Source organism: Pseudomonas sp. 22490, from assembly GCF_052044465.1.
Classification (GTDB): Bacteria; Pseudomonadota; Gammaproteobacteria; order Pseudomonadales; family Pseudomonadaceae; genus Pseudomonas; species Pseudomonas aeruginosa.
This window is the reverse complement of sequence record NZ_JBQENS010000001.1, coordinates 206,040-224,638: the sequence shown is the minus strand read 5'-3', so window position 1 is coordinate 224,638 and position 18,599 is coordinate 206,040. Positions and strand designations below refer to the sequence as shown.

Sequence of the window (18,599 nt, the reverse complement as noted above, 5' to 3'; positions counted from 1 at the left end):
CCGACGATGTTTCCGAAGAACGCCTGGTACGTGGCCTGCACCCCCGACGAACTGGCCGGCAAGCCGCTCGGCCGACGCATCTGCGACGAGCCGATGGTTTTCTACCGAGGCGAGGACGGCCGCGTGGCGGCCCTCGAGGATTTCTGCCCGCACCGTGGCGCGCCGCTGTCGCTGGGCTTCGTCGAGGACGGCGTGCTGGTCTGCGGCTACCACGGCCTGGCGATGGGCGAGGACGGTCGCACCCGCGCGATGCCCGGCCAGCGGGTCCGCGGCTTCCCCTGCATCCGTCGCTTCCCGGTGCAGGAGCGGCACGGCTTCGTCTGGGTCTGGCCGGGCGCGGAAGAACAGGCCGACGCCGCGCTGATACCCCGCCTGGAATGGGCGGAAAGCCCCGATTGGGCCTATGGCGGCGGGCTGTACCACATCCACTGCGACTATCGCCTGATGATCGACAACCTGATGGACCTGACCCACGAGACCTATGTCCATGCGTCCAGCATCGGCCAGAAGGAAATCGACGAGGCCGCGCCGACCACGCGGGTGGAAGGCGACGAGGTGATCACCAGCCGCCACATGCAGAATGTCATGGCCCCGCCGTTCTGGCGCATGGCCCTGCGCGGCAACGGCCTGGCCGACGACGTGGCGGTGGACCGCTGGCAGATCTGCCGCTTCACGCCGCCCAGCCACGTGCTGATCGAGGTCGGCGTGGCCCACGCCGGCCACGGCGGCTACCAGGCGCCGGCGGAGCGCAAGGCGGCGAGCATCGTGGTCGACTTCATCACCCCGGAGAGCGCCACTTCCATCTGGTACTTCTGGGGCATGGCGCGCAACTTCCAGGCCCACGACCAGGCGCTTACCGAGAGCATTCGCGAAGGCCAGGGAAAGATCTTCGGCGAAGACCTGGAAATGCTCGAGAGCCAACAGCGCAACCTGCTGCGCCATCCACGGCGCGACCTGCTGAAACTGAACATTGACGCCGGCGGCGTGCAGGCCCGGCGCATCATCGAGCGCCTGCTGGCGGACGAGCGCCAGGCCGCCGCCCCCAACCGCGCCCAGGCCTGACGGGAGCCTTCGCCATGATCGAGGTCATCGTCGGCGCCATCCGCCTGGAGGCGCAGGATATCCACAGCTTCGAACTGTTCCGGGCCGACGGGGCGGCACTGCCGTCCTTCGAGCCGGGCGCGCACATCGACCTGCACCTGCCCAACGGCCTGGTCCGCCAGTACTCCCTCTGCGGCCCCGCCGAACGGCCGCGCCACTACCGTATCGCCGTACTCCGCTGCCGCGACTCGCGCGGCGGCTCGGCCACGCTGCACGCCGAACTGCGGGTCGGCCAGCGGCTGCGCATCGGCGAGCCGCGCAATCTCTTCCCGCTGTCGCCGGAGCCCGGTCCGCGCCTGCTGTTCGCCGGCGGCATCGGCATCACGCCGCTGCTGGCGATGGCCGAACGCCTGGCCCGCGATGGCGCCAACTTCCAGTTGCACTACTGCGCGCATTCCGGCGAGCGCGCGGCCTTCGTCGACTATCTTGACCGGTGCGCCTTCGCCGACCGCGTGTACTGCCACTTCGACCACGGCGACAGCAGCCGCCGCGCGGACCTTCGCGCCCTGCTGGCGGCCAGTCCACGCGACGCCCAGCTATACCTTTGCGGGCCGGCGGGCTTCATGCAGTGGATCGAAGAAAGCGCCCGCGAACTGGGCTGGGAAGCAAGCCGCTTGCATCGCGAGCACTTCGCCGCCGCGCCACGGGACGCCAATGCGGACGGCACCTTCGAAGTGCAGTTGGCGAGCAACGGGGCGCTGATCCGGGTCGCCGCCGGGCAGACCGTGCTGGCGGCCCTGCGCGAAGCCGGGGTGGACCTGCCGGCCTCCTGCGAGCAGGGCATCTGCGGCACCTGCCTGACCCGCGTGCTGGACGGCGAGCCGGAGCATCGCGACCTCTACCTCAGCGAAGAGGAGCAGGCCGCCAACGATTGCTTCACGCCCTGCTGTTCGCGTTCGCGCAGCCCACGGCTGGTGCTGGATCTCTAGTCGGCGGCGACGTCGCCGTGAAGCACGGTGACACCCTGCCGCGCCGGATCGAAGTAGTCGGCGTAGCGCAGGGTCGCGTTGGCGTGCTCGCGCATGATCGCCTCGGCGCGCGCCCCCTGGCCGTTGACCAGCGCGTCGACCACCGCGTGGTGCTGCATGTGGGCGAAGTTGAAACGGCGGAATTCCTGCTCGAGATTGTCGCGATCCACCGCCAGGGCGCTCACCGAGGCGAACGGCAGGTGGTCGTTGCGCGCCAGCGCCACGGCGATCGCCGGGTTGCCGCTGGCCTCGATGATGGTGCGGTGGAAACGCATGTTCATGCGCTGGTAGCGCTCCAGCTCCTCCAGCAGGACCTGGCCGTTGGCGAACAATCGGTCGCCCTCGGCCAGGCATTCCTCCAGGGTCGCCCGTGCCTCGGCGGACAGCCCGCGCTCGGCCGCCTGGCGTGCCGCCAGGCCTTCCAGAACGCCGCGCACCTCGACCGCGCCGGCGATATCCTCGCGGGTCACCGCGCGCACCCTGTAGCCGCGCCCGGTCTTGCACAGCAGGCCTTCCTGCTCAAGGGTACGCAGGGCGATGCGCACCGGCATGCGCGAGACCTGCAGGCGTTCGGCGGTGGGAATCTCGACGATGCGCTCGCCGGCGGCGAGTTCGCCGGAAGCGATCAGCTTGCGTAGCTCGGCCAGCACGCGTTGGCCCGGTTTGCTCATGGAATTCGCTTATTCGATCGGGACGACCGGGGCATCATAGCGTGCCCCGGCCGCCTCCGCCGGTCAGCTTTCGCGGTGGATGGCGAAGCCGGCCCAGGACTGGCTCACCGGCATGATCTCGAGGCTGTTGATGTTCAGGTGGGCGGGCTGGTTCATGATCCAGAAGATGGTCTCGGCGATGTCTTCCGGCTGGATCGGATGGGCTCCGGCGTAGGTCTTGTCGTAGCGCGCCTGGTCGCCGCCGAAGCGGACCAGGGAGAACTCGCTCTCGCACAACCCCGGCTCGAGGTTGGTCACGCGCACCCCGGTGCCCTGCAGGTCGCAACGCAGGTTCAGGGAGAATTGCTCGACGAAAGCCTTGGTGCCGCCGTAGACATGGCTACCCGGATAGGGCCACTTGCCGGCCACCGAACCCAGGTTGACGATGCTCGCCCCGGCGCCGTGGGCGATCAGCCGCGGCAGCAGCAGGCGCGTGCTGTAGAGCAGGCCCTTGATGTTGGTGTCGACCATGGTGTCCCAGTCGTCCAGGTCGCAGGACTGCGCCGGGTCGGTGCCCAGCGCCAGGCCGGCGTTGTTGATCAGGCCGCGCAGGGTGGCGAACTCTTCCGGCAGGTTGTCCACGGCCGCGCTCATCGCCGCGCGGTCGCGCACGTCCAGGGTCAGCGGCAACACCCGGGTCTTCGCCGAAAGCTCACCGGCCAGGGCTTGCAGACGCTCCTCGCGACGGCCGGTGAGCACCAGCGACCAGCCGGCCTCGGCGAAACGACGGGCGCAGGCTTCGCCGAAGCCTGAGGTGGCGCCGGTGATGAACAGGGTGGACGACATGGGCATCTCCTCGTACGGGGCGGAAAAACGATGTCCGGGGATTCTAGAGCCTCGCCGTGCCCGGTTGGCCATACAGTTGCGCACGAGTTTGCCGAGGCGTCTGCTCAAAAAACGACCAACCTCGCGGAACCCGCACCGTGCCTGGGCCGCAGCGAACAGCCACCAACTTGTCCACAGGGCGTCGCACAGTTTTCCTGAACAACTGTGGCAGCGGGATGACCACGCGTTGGGGATAAGTACCTGGCGCGAGCGCTGTTCATTTTCTGACCAGCCACGCATAACCCTCGCCGATTCGGGGGTTTGGCGGTTCTTACCCACCTTATCCACAAGCCCCCGCACAGAAATCCTGAACAACCTCAGGCGGCGTTATCCACAACCCGGCGCGCGGCGACCAGGTCCTCCAGCGCATAACCCACCGACTTGAACAGGGTGATTTCCCCGGGATCGCCGCGCCGCCCTGCCCCGCCCAGCAAGTCGCGCAGTTCGGTGGATATCGCCTCGCGCCCGATGGCGCCTTCGGCGATCGCCTGCAACAGGTCGCCGGCCTCTTCCAGCGCGCCTGCGCGGGTATCCACCACGACCCGCGCGCGCGCCACCGCCAGGGCGTCGGTCTCGCGCATGGACGGCAGGAAGGCGCCGACCAGGTCGAGATGGACGCCCGGCTTCAGCCATGCGCCGCGCACCAGCGCTTCGCGGGAGGTGGTAACGCAACTGACGCAGTCGGCCGCCTCCACCGCCGCGCGCAACCCGTCGGCCGCTCGCGCCGGGTAGCCCTCCTCGCGCAGCCGGGCGGCCAGCGCGGCGGCCTTGGCCGGATCGCGGCCCCAGATGTCGATGTGGCGATAGTCGCGCACGCAGGCGTGGGCCCGCACCATGTGCGCAGCCAGGGTTCCGCAGCCGACCACCAGCAGGCGCCGCGCATCGTCCCGCGCCAGGTAGTCGGCGGCCAGCGCCGAGCTGCAGGCGGTACGCCGGGCGGTCAGCTCCGAAGCCTCCAGCAACGCCAGTGGGCGACCGTCTTCGCCGTCGAACAGAGCGAACACCGCGGCCACCGCCGGCAGGCCACGCGCCCCATTGCCAGGGAACACCGTCACCAGTTTCACGCCGATCCCCGCGCCGGCTTGCCACACCGGCATCTGTAGCAGCGAGGCCTGCGCCGGCAAGGCATGGCAGTTGCGCAGCGGCGCGCTGCAAGGCTTGGCCAGGCCGATGCGCAACGCCTCGATCAGTTGTGGATAAGCCAGGCGCTCGGCGACCTCGGCGTTGCTGAAAAAGCGCAGGCTGTGCATAAGTCGAGTTTCCTCCGTGGCTCCAGGGCAGCGCCCGCCCCGGCGGCCAGGCAGCCGGGGCGGGGCGCGCTCAATGTCCGCCGAGATAGGCGTTGCGCACCTCCTGGTTGCCGAGCAGTTCTTCGCCGCTGCCGCTCATGCGGATTTCCCCGGTGACCATCACGTAGGCGCGGTCGGAGAGCTTCAGCGCATGGTTGGCGTTCTGCTCGACGAGGAAGATGGTCATGCCGCTCCTGGCCAGCTCGCGCAGGGTCTGGAAGATCTGCTTGACCACGATCGGCGCCAGGCCCAGGGAGGGCTCGTCGAGCAACAGCAACTTCGGCCGGCTCATCAGCGCGCGGGCGATGGCGAGCATCTGCTGCTCGCCGCCGGACATGGTCATGGCGCGCTGGTTGCGCCGCTCCTTCAGGCGCGGGAACAGCTCGAACATGCGCTGCATGTCCTCCTCGGCGTGGTCCATGCCGATGGGAATGGTACCCATCAGCAGGTTTTCCTCGACGCTCATGTCGGGGAACACCCGGCGTCCTTCCGGCGACTGCGCGATGCCGTTGGACGCCACGTAGTGCGCCGACTTCTGGCGGATGTCCTGGCCGCGATAGAGGATCTGCCCGGCCGCCGCACGCGGCTGGCCGAAGATCGACATCAACAGCGTCGACTTGCCCGCGCCGTTGGCGCCGATCAGGCTCACCGTCTCGCCCTCGTTGACCTGCAGCGAGACCTTCTTCAGCGCCTGGATCGGCCCGTAGAACACGTCCACCTCACGGAATTCCAGCAACGCCGCGCTCATGACAGCTCCTCTTCGTCGGCACCGAGATAGGCGGCGATCACCTTCTCGTCATGGCGGATCTGTTCGGGGTTGCCACGGGCGATCACGTCGCCGTGGTCGAGCACGATGATGTGGTCGGAGATGTTCATCACCATGCCCATGTCATGCTCGATCAGCAGTACGGTGATCCCGTGGTGGTCGCGCAGGTAGCGGACGATGTTGCTCAGGGCGTGGGTCTCGGCCGGGTTGAGGCCGGCGGCCGGTTCGTCCAGGCAGATGAGTTCCGGCCGCGTGCACATGGCCCGGGCGATCTCCAGGCGCCGCTGCTGGCCGTAGGACATCTCGCCGGCCAGGCGGTTGGCGCAGTCCACCAGGTCGACCACCTCCAGCCAGTAGAACGCGTGGTCCAGCGCCTCGCTCTCGGCGCGGCGATAGCCGGGAGTGTTTAGGATGCCGGCGAGCAGGTTGCGGTTGACGAACATGTGCTGCGCCACCAGCAGGTTCTCCACCACCGACATGTCCTTGAACAGGCGGATGTTCTGGAAGGTCCGCGCCAGCCCGGCGCGGTTCACCAGGTGGGTGCCGCCGAACATCTTGTAGTAGAGGCGACTGCCCAGTTGCGGCGGCTTGACGAAGTCGTCCAGCTGGAACGGCTCGCCGAGCACCTGGATGACGTCCGTGGTGCGCCCCTGGGTGTTGAGCAGGATGTTGCCGCCGGTGGCCTTGTAGAAGCCGGTGAGACAGTTGAACACGGTGGTCTTGCCGGCGCCGTTGGGGCCGATCAGCGCGGTGATCGAACCGCGCTCGACGTCGAGGTTGACGTCGTTGAGCGCCTTGATGCCGCCGAAGTGCATCATCAGGTGCTCGACGCTGAGGATCTTGTCGCTCATGGCGCCACCCCCTTGCGCGGGGCGAAGCCCACCCGGCTGATGCGGATCAGCCCGCGCGGCCGCCAGATCATCATCACCACCATGAGTATCCCGAGCAGCAGCACGCGGATGTCGGCGAAGCTGCGCAGCAGCTCCGGCGCCACGGTGAGGACGAAGGCGGCGATCACCACCCCGACCGTCGAGCCCATGCCGCCGAGCACGACGATGGCGAGGATCAGCGCCGACTCGAAGAAGTTGAACGAGGACGGGTTGACGAAGCCCTGGTAGCTGGCGAAGAACACCCCGGCCAGTCCCGCGGTGGAGGCGCCGAGCATGAACGCCGAGAGTTTCACCAGCACATGGTTGAGGCCCATCGCGCGACAGGCGATCTCGTCCTCGCGCAGCGCCTCCCAGGCGCGCCCGACCGGCATCCGGGTCAGCCGGTGCTTGATGTAGAGCACCAGCAGCACGACCAGGAACAGCACCACGTAGATGAACAGGAACTTCATGTTGGGGTTGTAGGCGATGCCGAGGAACTCGTGGATCGGCACCCCGCCATCCTTGGCCCGGCGGCCGAACTCCAGGCCGAGGAAGGTCGGCGCCGGCGCCGGCATGCCGTTCGGCCCGCCGGTGAAGGACAGCCAGTTGTTCAGTACCAGGCGGATGATCTCGCCGAAGCCCAGGGTGACGATCGCCAGGTAGTCGCCATGCATGCGCAACACCGGGAAGCCGAGGATCGCCCCGGCCACCGCGGCGGTCAGCGCGGCCAGCGGCAGGACGGTCCAGAAGCCCAGGCCGAGGTACTGGTAGCCCAGCGCCAGGCCATAGGCGCCAATGGCGTAGAAGGCCACGTAGCCGAGGTCGAGCAGCCCGGCGAGGCCGACCACGATGTTCAGGCCCAGGCCCAGCAGCACGTAGATCAGGCCGAGGATGACCACCGCCAGCAGGTACTTGCTGGCGAAGAACGGGAAGATCACCGCGGCCACCAGGATCAGCGGCACGATCCAGCGCAAGCGGGTCTTGTAGCCCGGCGGCAGGACGTGGACGCCGCTGCCAGCCCCCTCGAAGCGCTCCAGCACGGCGCGCCCGCCGCGGGTCTGCAGGTAGAGGCTGAGCAGGAAGCGCCCGGCCATCACGATCGCGATGATCCAGCCGACCCGCTCGTAATGCAGGTTGAAGCCGTAGCCGTCGAGGACCACGCCGACGATGGGACCGAACACCACCAGGGCGATCAACCCGGAGAGCACGGCATCGACGACGCACTGCTTGAGATCGATGGAAGTCTCGTTGCTCATCGTCGTCCCCTTACACCTTGGCGATCTGCGGGCGGCCGAGCAGGCCCTGGGGACGGAAGATCAGGATCAGTACCAGCAACGAGAAGGCGAACACGTCCTTGTAGTCGGTGTTGACCATCCCCGAGAACTGCGCCTCGGCCACTCCCAGCACCAGGCCGCCGAGCATCGCCCCGGGCAGCGAGCCGATGCCGCCGAGCACCGCCGCGGTGAACGCCTTGATGCCGATGATGAAGCCGGCGTAGAAGTCGAAGGTGCCGTAGTTCATGGTGATCAGCACCCCGGCCAGGGCGGCCATCGCCGCGCCGATGACGAACACGTAGGAGATCACCCGGTCGGTGTTGATCCCCAGGATCGAAGCCATCTTGCGGTCCTGCTGGGTCGCCCGGCACATGCGCCCGAGCTTGGTGTAGCGGATCACGTAGGTCAGCACCGCCATGCCGATCAGCGAAGCGATCAGGATGAACAGCTTGGTGTAGGTGAGCTGGACGAAACCGTCGCCGACGTGGAATTTCAGGGCGCCGTCGAGCAGGGTCGGGATCCCCTGCTGGCGCGGTCCCTGCGCCACCTGCACGTAGTTCTGCAGGATCAGCGACATGCCGATCGCCGAGATCAGCGGCGCCAGGCGCGTGGAGTTGCGCAGCGGCTTGTAGGCGATGCGCTCGATCACCCAGCCGTAGGTGCAGGTCACCAGCACGGTGAACAGCAAGGTGCCGAGGATCAGCAGCGGGAAGTTCTGCAGGCCGAAGAAGGCCAGCAGGGCAAGGGCGATGGCCGACAGGTAGGCGGAGATCATGTACACCTCGCCGTGGGCGAAGTTGATCATGCCGATGATGCCGTAGACCATGGTGTAGCCGATGGCGATGAGGCCGTAGACCGAGCCGAGGGTCAGCCCGTTGATCATTTGCTGGAGGAAGATGCCGTCCATTTTTCAGTCTCTTCAGGGCGAATCGCGACGGCCTTTGTAAGGCGCGCCGGCGCTCGCCGGTGAAAGCGGACGGGTGCTACTGAAACGGCCCCGGATCGCGGGACTCCAGACCGACCACACGCAGACGTCTTCGGTGAATCCGCACTACGGCGGCAAGCACGGGCGAGCACTTCAGCAGCTCCCGGACTTACCCATGCGCCGGGCCTGTGCCCGGCGCATGGCGGTCGAGCGCGATCAGGGCAACTGGTGGTACTTGCCCTTGTCGTCCCACTCGTAGACCACGTAGTCGGAGACTTTCAGGTCGCCCTTCTTGTCCCATTCCTTCTTGCCCATCACGGTCTGCACCGGATGCGACTTCAGCCACTCGGCGGCCTTGGCCGGATCGTTGGCGCCGGCGCCGTTGAAGGCCGCCGCCAGGGACTGGATCGAGGCGTAGGAGTAGAGGGTGTAGCCTTCCGGCTCGAAACCGCCGGCACGGAATTTCTCCACCACCGCCTTGCCGTCGGGGATCAGCCGCGGGTCGGCGCCGAAGGTCATCAGCACGCCCTTGACGTACTGCGGACCGCCGGCGGTGGTCGCCAGTTCGTCGGTGACCACGCCGTCGTCGGACATGAACTTGGCGGTCAGTCCCTGTTCGCGCATCTGCCGTACCAGCGGACCGGCTTCCGGATGCAGGCCGCCGAAGTAGACGACCTCGGCACCGGAGGCGCGGATCTTGGTGACCAGCGCGTTGAAGTCCTTCTCGCCGCGAGTCAGGCCCTCGTAGAGAACCTCTTTCACGCCGAGCTTGTTCAGTTGCGCCCTGGTGGCGTCCGCCAGGCCCTGGCCGTAGGTGTCCTTGTCATGGATCACCGCGACCTTCTTGGCCTTGAGCACGTTGACGATATAGTCGCCGGCGACCACGCCCTGCTGGTCGTCGCGGCCGCACATGCGGAACATCCCGGAGAGTCCGCGCTCGGTGACCTGCGGGTTGGTGGAACCGGGGGTGATGGCGATGATCCCGGCCTCGTCGTAGACCTCGGATGCGGGGATGGTCGAAGAAGAGCAGAAATGGCCGACCACGGCGATGGCCTTGTCCTGGTCCACCAGGCGGTTGGCCACGGCCACGGCCTGCTTCGGTTCGCAGGCGTCGTCGGCCTTGACCAGCTTGATCTTCTCGCCGTTGATCCCACCCGCCGCGTTGATGTCTTCCGCCGCCTGGGACGCGCCGCGCCAGTATTGCTCGCCGAAGGAGGCGTTGGCGCCGGTATGCGGTCCGGCCACGCCGATCACGACGTCGGCCAGCGCATGCGTGGAAAGACCCATCACGGATGAAACCGCGAGAGCCAGGATGCCTTTTCTGAACAGCTTCTTGGACATGGGGTGTTGCTCCTGAGGATGATGTTGGCGCTCGTAACTACGATGTTGTTGTTGTGTTTCGCTCAACAGGCAGAGCAAGCGGCGTGCCATTCGTTTTTTTCCTGAGTGGCCGGCCACAAGAACTTTAGCCCTCCTTTCCGTTTTTATCTTTGTTATTGGAAATCAGTCATTTAGGCATTTCTCCGAATCCCCTTCGGAGAGCTACAGCCCAGGCTTCACAAGGCCTGAACCGTTCCTAGGAATAACTCTACAACGATATTGAAGCGGTTAGAAACTGCACGTCACTGGTGCGTTCCACGCACTAATTGAGGTCCTCTTTTTCAATGAAAGTGCAGGACAGAGCGGTTTTTAAAATTAATATGAACATGAACTTCCCGTAATTCGGTACTTGGCGGAAAAAGTCGATTCGAATACGACATGAACATATCCGTTAGCGACGCCACGTTCGGCGCAAAACCCTGTGACGGATTCGTCATAAGCCAGCGAATGCTCTATCGCGAGACTTGCCGGCAGTAATAAGCGTCGCGCGGCACTCCGGCAAGCGAGCTTTCCTCCCCACGTCATTCCGTTTATTCATATAACGCGTTCCGCCCGCTCCACCCGCGCCAGGAAACCCGCCATGCTGAACAAACGCCGCCTGCCGTCGATGACCGCCCTGCAATGCTTCGAAGCGGTAGCCCGGCACCTGAGCTTCACCCGCGCCGCCGAAGAGTTGAGCCTGACCCAGAGCGCCATGAGCAAGCAGGTCGCGCAACTCGAGGAGCAACTGCAGCACGCCCTGTTCCGCCGGGTGCGCAAGCGCTTGCAACTGACCCCGGCCGGCGAGCTGTACCTGGCCGAGGTACGACGCATCCTGCAACAGGTAGAGCTGTCCACCCGCTTCCTGCTTTCCTACGGCGGCGAGACCGAAGTGCTGCGAGTGGCGACCCCGCCGACCTTCGGCGCGCGCTGGCTGATCCCGCAACTGAACGGCTGGCGCCACCGCCACCCGAACATCCACCTCGACCTGCGCCAGGAACTGGAACCGGACGACCTGCGCCAGGGCCATTGCGACCTGGCGTTCTTCTTCGGCCCCGGCACCCTGCCGGGCGCCGAGTGCATCCGCCTGTTCGGCGAACAACTGGTGGCGGTCTGCGCGCCATCCCTGTTGCCGGCCGGCGGACTGGACGAACCGACCCAACTGGCGGAGCTGGTGCTGCTGCAGAACGCCAGCCGCGCGGAGGCCTGGCACGACTGGTTCGCCAGCCTGGAGCGAAATTGCCAGGGTTGCTACCACGGTCCACGCTTCGACACCTTCTACATGTGCATCCGCGCCGCCCAGGCCGGTTGCGGGGTAGCCCTGCTACCGCGCTTCCTGGTCGAGGAGGAACTCGCCGAAGGCAAGCTGGCGATCGCCTGGCCGCACGCCCTGCCCAGCCAGGAGGCCTACTACCTGGCCTATCCCGAGCATGCCGCGGAAGTCCCCAAGGTGCGCCATTTCATCGAGTGGATGGTAGAGCGCCTGGAGCAGGAGCAACCCTCAGCGGGCCCCCGCCAGACGCGCCACGGCCCGGTTTGACGTTTCCGCTGCGCGGAACCATCTTTACTCTCACTCGGTTCACCTCGGAACGTCCCATGCTCACTGGCGTCACGGTTCGAATCCGCCTGCTGGTCCTGGCGCTGCTACCGCTGACGATGCTCGTCACGGTCATCGCGATGGCGCTGGCCAACGCCAGTCGACTCGATGCCAGCTTCCAGGACCTTTTCAACAACCGGATGAAGCCCATCAGCCAGCTCAAGATCGTCGCCGACGCCGTTGCGGTCAGCGTGGTCGACGCCCTGCACAAGTACCGTGCGGGGGTCTTCGATGAAGAGCGCCTGCAGCAGGAGTTGAGTGGGGCGCTGTCGCGCATCGAGAAGTCGTGGGCCGACTATTCCGCAGACCACCGGACTGCCGCCGAGAAGGAAATCATCGAGTCGCTGGTCCCCACCCTGGAACGGGTCAAGCGGATGACCCTGGCATACGGCGAGCAGGCCAGGGCCGGAAGCCTGCGAAACGTCGAGGCCGGCACGTTCAATCGCGAGATGTATGGTGCGTTCGATCCGCTGGGAACCGCGCTGTCGACGCTGATCGACCTGCAGCTCAGTGAAGGCGCCAAGCTCAACGAGCAGATGGAGAAACGCTACGACTCCATGCGCACCACCTTCCTGCTCATCGGCGCCGCAGCCCTGGTCCTCATCGTCGCCGCGGCCTGGTTCATCAGCCTGTCGATCATGCGCCCGCTTTCCGATCTGCGCGGGGTGATCCGCCGCGTGCAGGACTCCTCGAATCTCACGCTCCGCGCCGATGCGCGCGGGCGCGACGAAGTGTCCGATACGGCGCGCGCCTTCAATATGATGCTGGAAAGCCAGCAGGCGCTGCTTCGGCATCTCGCCGAGACAGCCAGGAAGCTCACCATCACCTCGGACGAGATGAGTGCCATCAGCAACCAGGTCAGCCATGTCGCCACGTCCCAGGGCGACCAGACCGACATGGTCGCCACGGCGGTACACCAGATGAGCATGGCGGTCCAGGACGTGGCGCGGAACGCCCAGGCCGCCGCAGCCAGCGCGGAATCGGCGAACAGCGAGGCGCACACCGGAACCGGACTCGTGCATGCGAACCTCGACGCCATCCAGGGCCTGTCGGTCATGGTCGGAGAGGCGGGAGCCGTCATCGACACGCTACGCAACAAGACCGAGGAAATCAGCACCGTTCTGGAAGTCATCCAGAACATCGCCCAGCAAACCAACCTGCTCGCCCTCAATGCCGCGATAGAAGCCGCACGGGCGGGCGAGGCCGGACGCGGGTTCGCGGTGGTCGCCGATGAAGTGCGCAGCCTGGCCACCAATACGCACAAGGCCACCGAAACCATCCGCGAGATGATCGAAGCCCTGCAGGCAGGCGCCAGCAGCGCGGTCAGCGTGATGCAGCAGTCACGCGAGCAGGCCCAGGTCAGCGTCCAGCGCGCCCACGAGGCGGGAAAGGCGCTCGGTCTCATCGCCCAGGCGGTCGAAGGTATCGCCCAGAGCAACGCGCAGATATCCACGGCGACGGAAGAACAGACCGCCACCGCGAGCGAGGTCAGCCAGAACATCGACTCGCTCAATGCCAGCATCGGCGAAGTCGCCGAGGGCGCGGTGAAGACCTCCACCTCCAGTGTCGAGCTGGCGAAGCTGGCAAACGGACTGGAGCAGCAGATCCAGCGCTTCACCGTCTAGCAAGCGCGGCAGGGAGCGGCCTCACCGGCCCTGCCGCACCCGTTTGTCAGGACGCCAGCAGGCTGCGGTCGAAAACGAAGGCGCCGCCCGGCTTCGGGGTGAAATGCAGGACGTGTTGCGGGCGCCCCATGGGCGGACGCTGGCGTTCGCCGGTGTCCTCGACCCAGCCAGCCTCCTTCATCCGCTCCAGGCGCCCGCGCAGGCTGGAATGCTGGACTTCCTGGCCGATGGCGCACTCGAAGGCCTTCAGCGCCTCGGCCACGGTGAAGCGCGGCGCCAGCAGGAACAGCGGCAGGGCGCTGTACACCGACTTGCTCGCCAGGCGCTCGCAGGCCTGCTGTACCAGTTGGGCGTGGTCGAACGGCAGGGCGAAGCGCTCGCTGCGAACGTCGCGCAGCGGCACGAAGTCGAGGTCGTCGTCCTCCACCCGGGTGTCCGGACCGACCAGCACCAGGTAGAACACGCTCAGCGACCAGCCGCGCGGGTCGCGTACCGCGTTGCCGACCGTGGCCACCTGCTCGATGTAGGCCGGCTCCAGCCGCGCCTTGTCGCGCAGGGCGCGCACCGCCGCGTCGTCGAGGCTGTGGTCGGCGCTGCGGCCGTTGACCAGCACGCCGGGCAAGGCCCACTGGCCGGCGAAAGGCGCCTGGGCGCGGCGGATCAGCAACAGCTCCAGTCCGTGCCCGGGGTTCAGGCGCAACGCCACGATATCCACGCTGGCCAATACTTCCGCTGAACTCATCGTCACTCCTCTCTTCAGCCCGCCTGGCGTTCGCCGCCATAGCAGTGCAGTTCGTCCTTCACTTCCGGCAGGCACCAGGCCTCCGGTACCGCCAGCCCTTCACGCAGGCGCTGGCGGATCATCGAGCTGTGCAGCGGCAGCCGCTCCTCCGCCACCAGCCGGCCGAAGCGCCAGCACAATTCGGCGGCGCGTTCGAAGCGCGGCAGCTCCGCCTCGTTGTCGGCGCCGATCAGCAGGGCGATCCGCGGTGACGCCAGGCCGCTACGCGCGGCCAGCGCTTCCAGCAGGTCGATGCTGTAGACCGCCGGACAATCAGGCATCAATCCTGCTTCGATCGGTTCGCAATACACCCGCCGCGGATCGATCCGCCGGGCCAGCCGCGCCAGCCAGCGGCAGCGCAGCTCGAAATCGCCCATGCGCTTGCCGAAGGCGTGGCGGTGGCTCGGCACCAGGGCGACCCGTTCGGCGCAAAGCAGCGCCCGGCGGATCACCGACTCATGGCCGGGGTGCGGCGGGTCGAACGCCCCACCGTAGACCGCGAGGGCGAAGTCGGGGGCGCGTCCGCCGCTCATCCCGGCAGGCAGTCGGCGAATCCGGTAACTTATTTCATCACGCATAGAAAATACCTTCCACTGCGAAATTTTGTAGTACAAGTGCTTGACGACTTATTTCACGTGATGAATTATGTACCCACATTCAGCCCCAACCCGTCAAGCGGAGGCTTCCATGAATCGTCCCAGCAAGATCGCCAGCTTCGATGTCGACGCCCAGAAAGGCTTCACCCCGCTGTGCCCGGACGAACTGCCGGTGCCCGGCGGCGACGCCATCGGCGCCGCCCTCAACCAACTGGCCAGCCGCGCCGCGCTGCGCCTGGGCAGCAAGGACGCGCACAGCCCGAAGGCTGCCTGGGTAGTGGAAAGCGCCGAGCAGATGCTGCGGCCGCTGGCCTATCCGGATGCCGACCTGACCTGGGTGAACCACTGCGTACCGGGTACGCCGGGTTTCGAGCTGCTCGACGAACTGCCGCGGCCGATCGACTACGACTTCTTCGTCTGGAAGGGCGTGGAGCCGGACCTGCATCCCTACGGCGCCTGCTACCACGATCTGGCGGAACGCCGCAGCACCGGGGTCATCGAATACCTGAGGCAGAATGGCGTGAGCCATGTGCTGGTGGGTGGCCTGGCGCTGGACTACTGCGTGAAGAACACCGCCCTGCAACTGCGCCGCGCCGGTTTCGAGGTGCTGCTCTACCTGCCCGCCTGCCGGGCCATCGCCGAGGACACCGCGCAGCGGGCCTGCGACGAGATGCGCGACGCCGGGGTGATCCTCTGCGCCGACCTGGAACGACTGGATAGCGCCCTCGCCGGCGCCGACAAGGAGAAGTGAACATGGCCGAAAGCGTCTTTGCCGAGCGCATCGTGCAGAACCTGCTCGATACCGATTTCTACAAGCTGACCATGATGCAGGCGGTGCTGCACAACTACCCCAACGCCGAAGTGGAGTGGGAATTCCGCTGCCGCAACGCCGAGGACCTGCGTCCGTACCTGGCGGAGATCCGCTACCAGATCGAGCGCCTCGCCGAAGTCGAGGTAACCGCCGACCAGCTCGCCTTCCTCGAACGCATCCCGTTCATGAAGCCGGACTTCATCCGCTTCCTCAGCCTGTTCCGCTTCAACCTGCGCTACGTGCACACCGGCATCGAGGATGGCCAACTGGCAATCCGCCTGCGCGGCCCATGGCTGCACGTGATCCTCTTCGAGGTGCCGCTGCTGGCCATCGTCAGCGAGGTGCGCAACCGTTATCGCTACCGCGAGGTGGTCCTGGAACAGGTCGGCGAGCAGCTCTATCGCAAGCTCGACTGGCTCTCCGCCCAGGCCAGCAGCGAGGAACTCGCGGAATTCCAGGTCGCCGACTTCGGCACCCGCCGGCGCTTCTCCTACCGCACCCAGGAGGAAGTGGTGCATATCCTCAAGCGCGACTTCCCCGGGCGCTTCGTCGGCACCAGCAACGTGCACCTGGCCCGCGAGTACGACCTCAAGCCGATCGGCACCATGGCCCACGAATGGCTGATGGCCCACCAGCAACTCGGCCCGCGGCTGGTCGACAGCCAGCAAGCGGCGCTGGACTGCTGGGTCCGCGAGTACCGCGGACAGCTCGGCATAGCCCTGACCGACTGCATTACCATGGATGCCTTCCTCGACGACTTCGACCTGTACTTCGCCAAGCTCTTCGACGGCCTGCGCCACGATTCGGGCGACCCGCTGGCCTGGGCGGAGAAAGCCATCGCCCACTACCGCCGCCTGGGTATCGACCCGCTGAGCAAGACCCTGGTGTTCTCCGACGGGCTGGACATGCCCAAGGCGTTGCAGCTGTTCCGCGCGCTACGTGGCAAGATCAACGTCAGCTTCGGCATCGGCACCAACCTGACCTGCGACATCCCGGGGGTCGAGCCGATGAACATCGTCCTGAAGATGACGGCCTGCAACGGCCATCCGGTGGCGAAGTTATCCGACGCCCCGGGCAAGACCCAATGCCGCGACGAGAACTTCGTCGCCTACCTCCGCCACGTCTTCAACGTGCCGGCCTAATCCTTTCGCACCTAACGGGAGCCCGAACATGCAACAGATCCAACGCGACATCGCCCAAGCCCTGCAGGTCCAGCCGCCGTTCCAGTCGGAGGCCGACGTGCAGGCGCAGATCGCCCGGCGCATCGCCTTCATCCAGCAGTGCCTGAAGGATTCCGGGCTGAAGACCCTGGTGCTGGGGATCAGCGGCGGCGTCGACTCGCTCACCGCCGGCCTGCTGGCCCAGCGCGCCGTCGAGCAACTGCGCGAGCAGACCGGCGACCAGGCCTACCGCTTCATCGCCGTGCGCCTGCCCTACCAGGTGCAGCAGGACGAGGCCGATGCCCAGGCCTCGCTGGCGACCATCCGCGCCGACGAAGAGCAGACCGTCAACATCGGTCCGTCGGTGAAAGCCCTGGCGGAACAGCTGGAGGCCCTGGAAGGACTCGAGCCGGCGAAGAGCGACTTCGTCATCGGCAATATCAAGGCGCGCATCCGCATGGTCGCCCAGTACGCCATCGCCGGCGCCCGCGGCGGCCTGGTGATCGGCACCGACCATGCTGCCGAGGCGGTCATGGGGTTCTTCACCAAGTTCGGCGACGGCGCCTGCGACCTGGCTCCGCTCAGCGGCCTGGCCAAGCATCAGGTACGCGCCCTCGCCCGCGCCCTCGGCGCTCCGGAGAACCTGGTGGAGAAGATCCCCACCGCCGACCTCGAGGACCTGCGCCCCGGCCATCCGGACGAGGCTTCCCACGGCGTCACCTATGCCGAGATCGACGCCTTCCTGCACGGCCAGCCGCTGCGCGAGGAAGCTGCGCGGGTGATCGTCGACACCTACCACAAGACCCAGCACAAGCGCGAACTGCCGAAGGCGCCCTGAGCCTCCCGGTCCGTGCGGCAGGCCCGTCGTCGACGGGCCTTTGTCGCGGGCGGGAATGTGCCTGTCGCAACCAGGTCTTCAAGTCCGCGCGGCGGCGCGCTAGAAGGAAGCTGTATCCCTGCGAAGGCCAGCCATGCGCACCCGTCTCCCCGCCCTGCTCCTCGGTGTCCTGCTGGCCGGCCAGGCCTGCGGACACACATCCCCGCTGCTCGCGCCGGTACGGCAGATCCACGCCTTCGGCGACAGCTATTCGGACAACGGCGAAAGCCAGCGACTGACCCGCGAGATGCTCGCCAAGGGCATCGCCGGCGCCCAGGCATTGCCCGGCGAAGTCTACTGGCAGGGCCGCTGGAGCAACGGCCCGACCGCCGTCGAGGTGCTCGCCCGCCAGCTTGGTGCGCAACTGGCCGACCATGCGGTGGGCGGCGCCAAGAGCGGAGCGGACAACTACTACAGCTGGATGAGCGCCTACCGCCATACCGGCCTCGCCGGCCAGGTCGACGCCTACCTCGCCACGCTGGACGGCAAGCCGGTCGATGGCCAGGCGCTGCACTTCATCTTCGTCTCCGCCAACGATTTCTTCGAGCACGAGGATTTCGCCGGCGAGCAGCCCCTGGAACAACTGGCCGGCAGCAGCGTGGCGAACATCCGCGCCGCGGTGCAGCGTCTCGGAGAGGCCGGCGCACGACGCTTCCTGGTGGTCAGTTCGACCGACCTGAGCGTGGTCCCGGCGGTGGTCGTCGGCAACCGGGTCGAGCGTGCGCAGCACTACCTGCAAGCGGTCAACGCCAGCCTGCCGATCCAGCTCGCCGCCCTGCGCAAGACCCGCGGCCTGGAGCTGAACTGGTTCGACCATCTCACCTTCAGCCGCCACTTGCGGCGCAACCCGGCACGCTACGGCCTGGTGGAGCTGGACGCGCCCTGCCAGCCGACCCAGCCCAGCGTCCGCCCGGCCTGCGCCAACCCGGACCAGTACTACTTCTGGGACGAGTGGCATCCGACCCGGCGCGTGCACCAACTGGCCGGCGAAGCGATGGCGGCGCGCTACGCGCGCTGAGCCCGGCGCGCGCCCATGAAAAAGCCCGGCAGCGGCCGGGCTTTTTCA

The 18,599-nt window shown here is 66.8% G+C and carries 18 protein-coding genes; 8 read left to right on the top strand and 10 right to left on the bottom strand.

Annotated elements, in window-relative coordinates; genetic code table 11:
• Positions 1-6: 6 nt before the first annotated feature.
• Together ACTJJX_RS00935 and ACTJJX_RS00930 are read left to right on the top strand one after the other, a co-directional pair.
• Positions 7-1,062, top strand: coding sequence for an aromatic ring-hydroxylating dioxygenase subunit alpha (locus tag ACTJJX_RS00935; RefSeq protein ID WP_003099966.1), 1,056 nt, complete (start codon positions 7-9; stop codon positions 1,060-1,062).
• 14 nt (positions 1,063-1,076) lie between these two features.
• Complete coding sequence (locus ACTJJX_RS00930; RefSeq protein WP_016852192.1) at positions 1,077-2,030, top strand: PDR/VanB family oxidoreductase; 954 nt, start codon at positions 1,077-1,079, stop codon at positions 2,028-2,030.
• Here the strand turns inward: ACTJJX_RS00930 and ACTJJX_RS00925 are convergent.
• The 8 genes from ACTJJX_RS00925 to ACTJJX_RS00890 all read right to left on the bottom strand — a co-directional run bounded on the left by ACTJJX_RS00925 (position 2,027) and on the right by ACTJJX_RS00890 (position 10,068).
• Positions 2,027-2,740: a GntR family transcriptional regulator gene (locus ACTJJX_RS00925; RefSeq protein WP_003099978.1), complete on the bottom strand. Its 714-nt coding sequence runs from the start codon at positions 2,738-2,740 to the stop codon at positions 2,027-2,029. The genes ACTJJX_RS00930 and ACTJJX_RS00925 overlap by 4 nt on opposite strands.
• A gap of 63 nt (positions 2,741-2,803) precedes the next feature.
• A complete protein-coding gene (locus ACTJJX_RS00920) occupies positions 2,804-3,565 on the bottom strand; it encodes an SDR family oxidoreductase (RefSeq protein WP_003095557.1) in 762 nt (253 codons plus the stop codon).
• Positions 3,566-3,921: 356 nt separating this feature from the next.
• Positions 3,922-4,854, bottom strand: coding sequence for an ornithine cyclodeaminase family protein (locus tag ACTJJX_RS00915; RefSeq protein ID WP_003099980.1), 933 nt, complete (start codon positions 4,852-4,854; stop codon positions 3,922-3,924).
• A gap of 70 nt (positions 4,855-4,924) precedes the next feature.
• On the bottom strand, positions 4,925-5,641 hold the full coding sequence (locus tag ACTJJX_RS00910) for an ABC transporter ATP-binding protein (RefSeq protein WP_003095563.1): 717 nt from the start codon (positions 5,639-5,641) through the stop codon (positions 4,925-4,927).
• Positions 5,638-6,510, bottom strand: coding sequence for an ATP-binding cassette domain-containing protein (locus tag ACTJJX_RS00905; RefSeq protein ID WP_003095566.1), 873 nt, complete (start codon positions 6,508-6,510; stop codon positions 5,638-5,640). The genes ACTJJX_RS00910 and ACTJJX_RS00905 overlap by 4 nt, the downstream gene beginning before the upstream one ends.
• Complete coding sequence (gene livM, locus ACTJJX_RS00900; RefSeq protein WP_003161297.1) at positions 6,507-7,784, bottom strand: high-affinity branched-chain amino acid ABC transporter permease LivM; 1,278 nt, start codon at positions 7,782-7,784, stop codon at positions 6,507-6,509. Before livM ends, ACTJJX_RS00905 begins: the two co-directional genes overlap by 4 nt.
• A gap of 10 nt (positions 7,785-7,794) precedes the next feature.
• A complete protein-coding gene (locus ACTJJX_RS00895; protein WP_003095571.1) occupies positions 7,795-8,709 on the bottom strand; it encodes an ABC transporter permease subunit in 915 nt (304 codons plus the stop codon).
• A 234-nt stretch (positions 8,710-8,943) separates the two neighbouring features.
• Positions 8,944-10,068, bottom strand: a complete 1,125-nt coding sequence (locus ACTJJX_RS00890; RefSeq protein WP_003116179.1) for a branched-chain amino acid ABC transporter substrate-binding protein — start codon at positions 10,066-10,068, stop codon at positions 8,944-8,946.
• Between the two features lie 619 nt (positions 10,069-10,687).
• On the opposite strand from ACTJJX_RS00890, the gene ACTJJX_RS00885 reads away from it, so the two are divergent.
• Together ACTJJX_RS00885 and ACTJJX_RS00880 are read left to right on the top strand one after the other, a co-directional pair.
• Positions 10,688-11,626: a LysR substrate-binding domain-containing protein gene (locus ACTJJX_RS00885; protein ID WP_012614609.1), complete on the top strand. Its 939-nt coding sequence runs from the start codon at positions 10,688-10,690 to the stop codon at positions 11,624-11,626.
• Positions 11,627-11,682: 56 nt separating this feature from the next.
• Positions 11,683-13,308 (top strand): methyl-accepting chemotaxis protein, encoded by a 1,626-nt coding sequence (locus ACTJJX_RS00880; protein WP_003099990.1) that lies wholly within the window; start codon positions 11,683-11,685, stop codon positions 13,306-13,308.
• 46 nt (positions 13,309-13,354) lie between these two features.
• Here the strand turns inward: ACTJJX_RS00880 and ACTJJX_RS00875 are convergent, their stop codons facing one another.
• On the bottom strand, positions 13,355-14,050 hold the full coding sequence (locus tag ACTJJX_RS00875) for an NUDIX domain-containing protein (protein ID WP_003095579.1): 696 nt from the start codon (positions 14,048-14,050) through the stop codon (positions 13,355-13,357).
• A gap of 14 nt (positions 14,051-14,064) precedes the next feature.
• Entirely contained in the window at positions 14,065-14,667 is a 603-nt protein-coding gene (locus ACTJJX_RS00870) for an adenylyltransferase/cytidyltransferase family protein (RefSeq protein ID WP_003125444.1), read from the bottom strand.
• Between the two features lie 109 nt (positions 14,668-14,776).
• Here ACTJJX_RS00870 and ACTJJX_RS00865 point away from each other — a divergent pair, with 109 nt between their 5' ends.
• The 4 genes from ACTJJX_RS00865 (at position 14,777) to choE (ending at position 18,551) form a co-directional block, all read left to right on the top strand.
• Positions 14,777-15,436 carry a nicotinamidase gene (locus ACTJJX_RS00865; protein ID WP_003116175.1) on the top strand — a complete coding sequence of 220 codons (660 nt, stop codon included), beginning with the start codon at positions 14,777-14,779 and terminating at the stop codon, positions 15,434-15,436.
• A gap of 2 nt (positions 15,437-15,438) precedes the next feature.
• On the top strand, positions 15,439-16,638 hold the full coding sequence (pncB, locus tag ACTJJX_RS00860) for a nicotinate phosphoribosyltransferase (protein WP_016852194.1): 1,200 nt from the start codon (positions 15,439-15,441) through the stop codon (positions 16,636-16,638).
• A 28-nt stretch (positions 16,639-16,666) separates the two neighbouring features.
• Positions 16,667-17,494, top strand: coding sequence for an ammonia-dependent NAD(+) synthetase (gene nadE, locus ACTJJX_RS00855; protein WP_003099998.1), 828 nt, complete (start codon positions 16,667-16,669; stop codon positions 17,492-17,494).
• Between the two features lie 133 nt (positions 17,495-17,627).
• The gene (gene choE / locus ACTJJX_RS00850; RefSeq protein ID WP_016852195.1) at positions 17,628-18,551 is read left to right on the top strand and encodes a cholinesterase ChoE; all 924 of its coding nucleotides are present in this window, start codon (positions 17,628-17,630) and stop codon (positions 18,549-18,551) included.
• Positions 18,552-18,599: the final 48 nt, after the last annotated feature.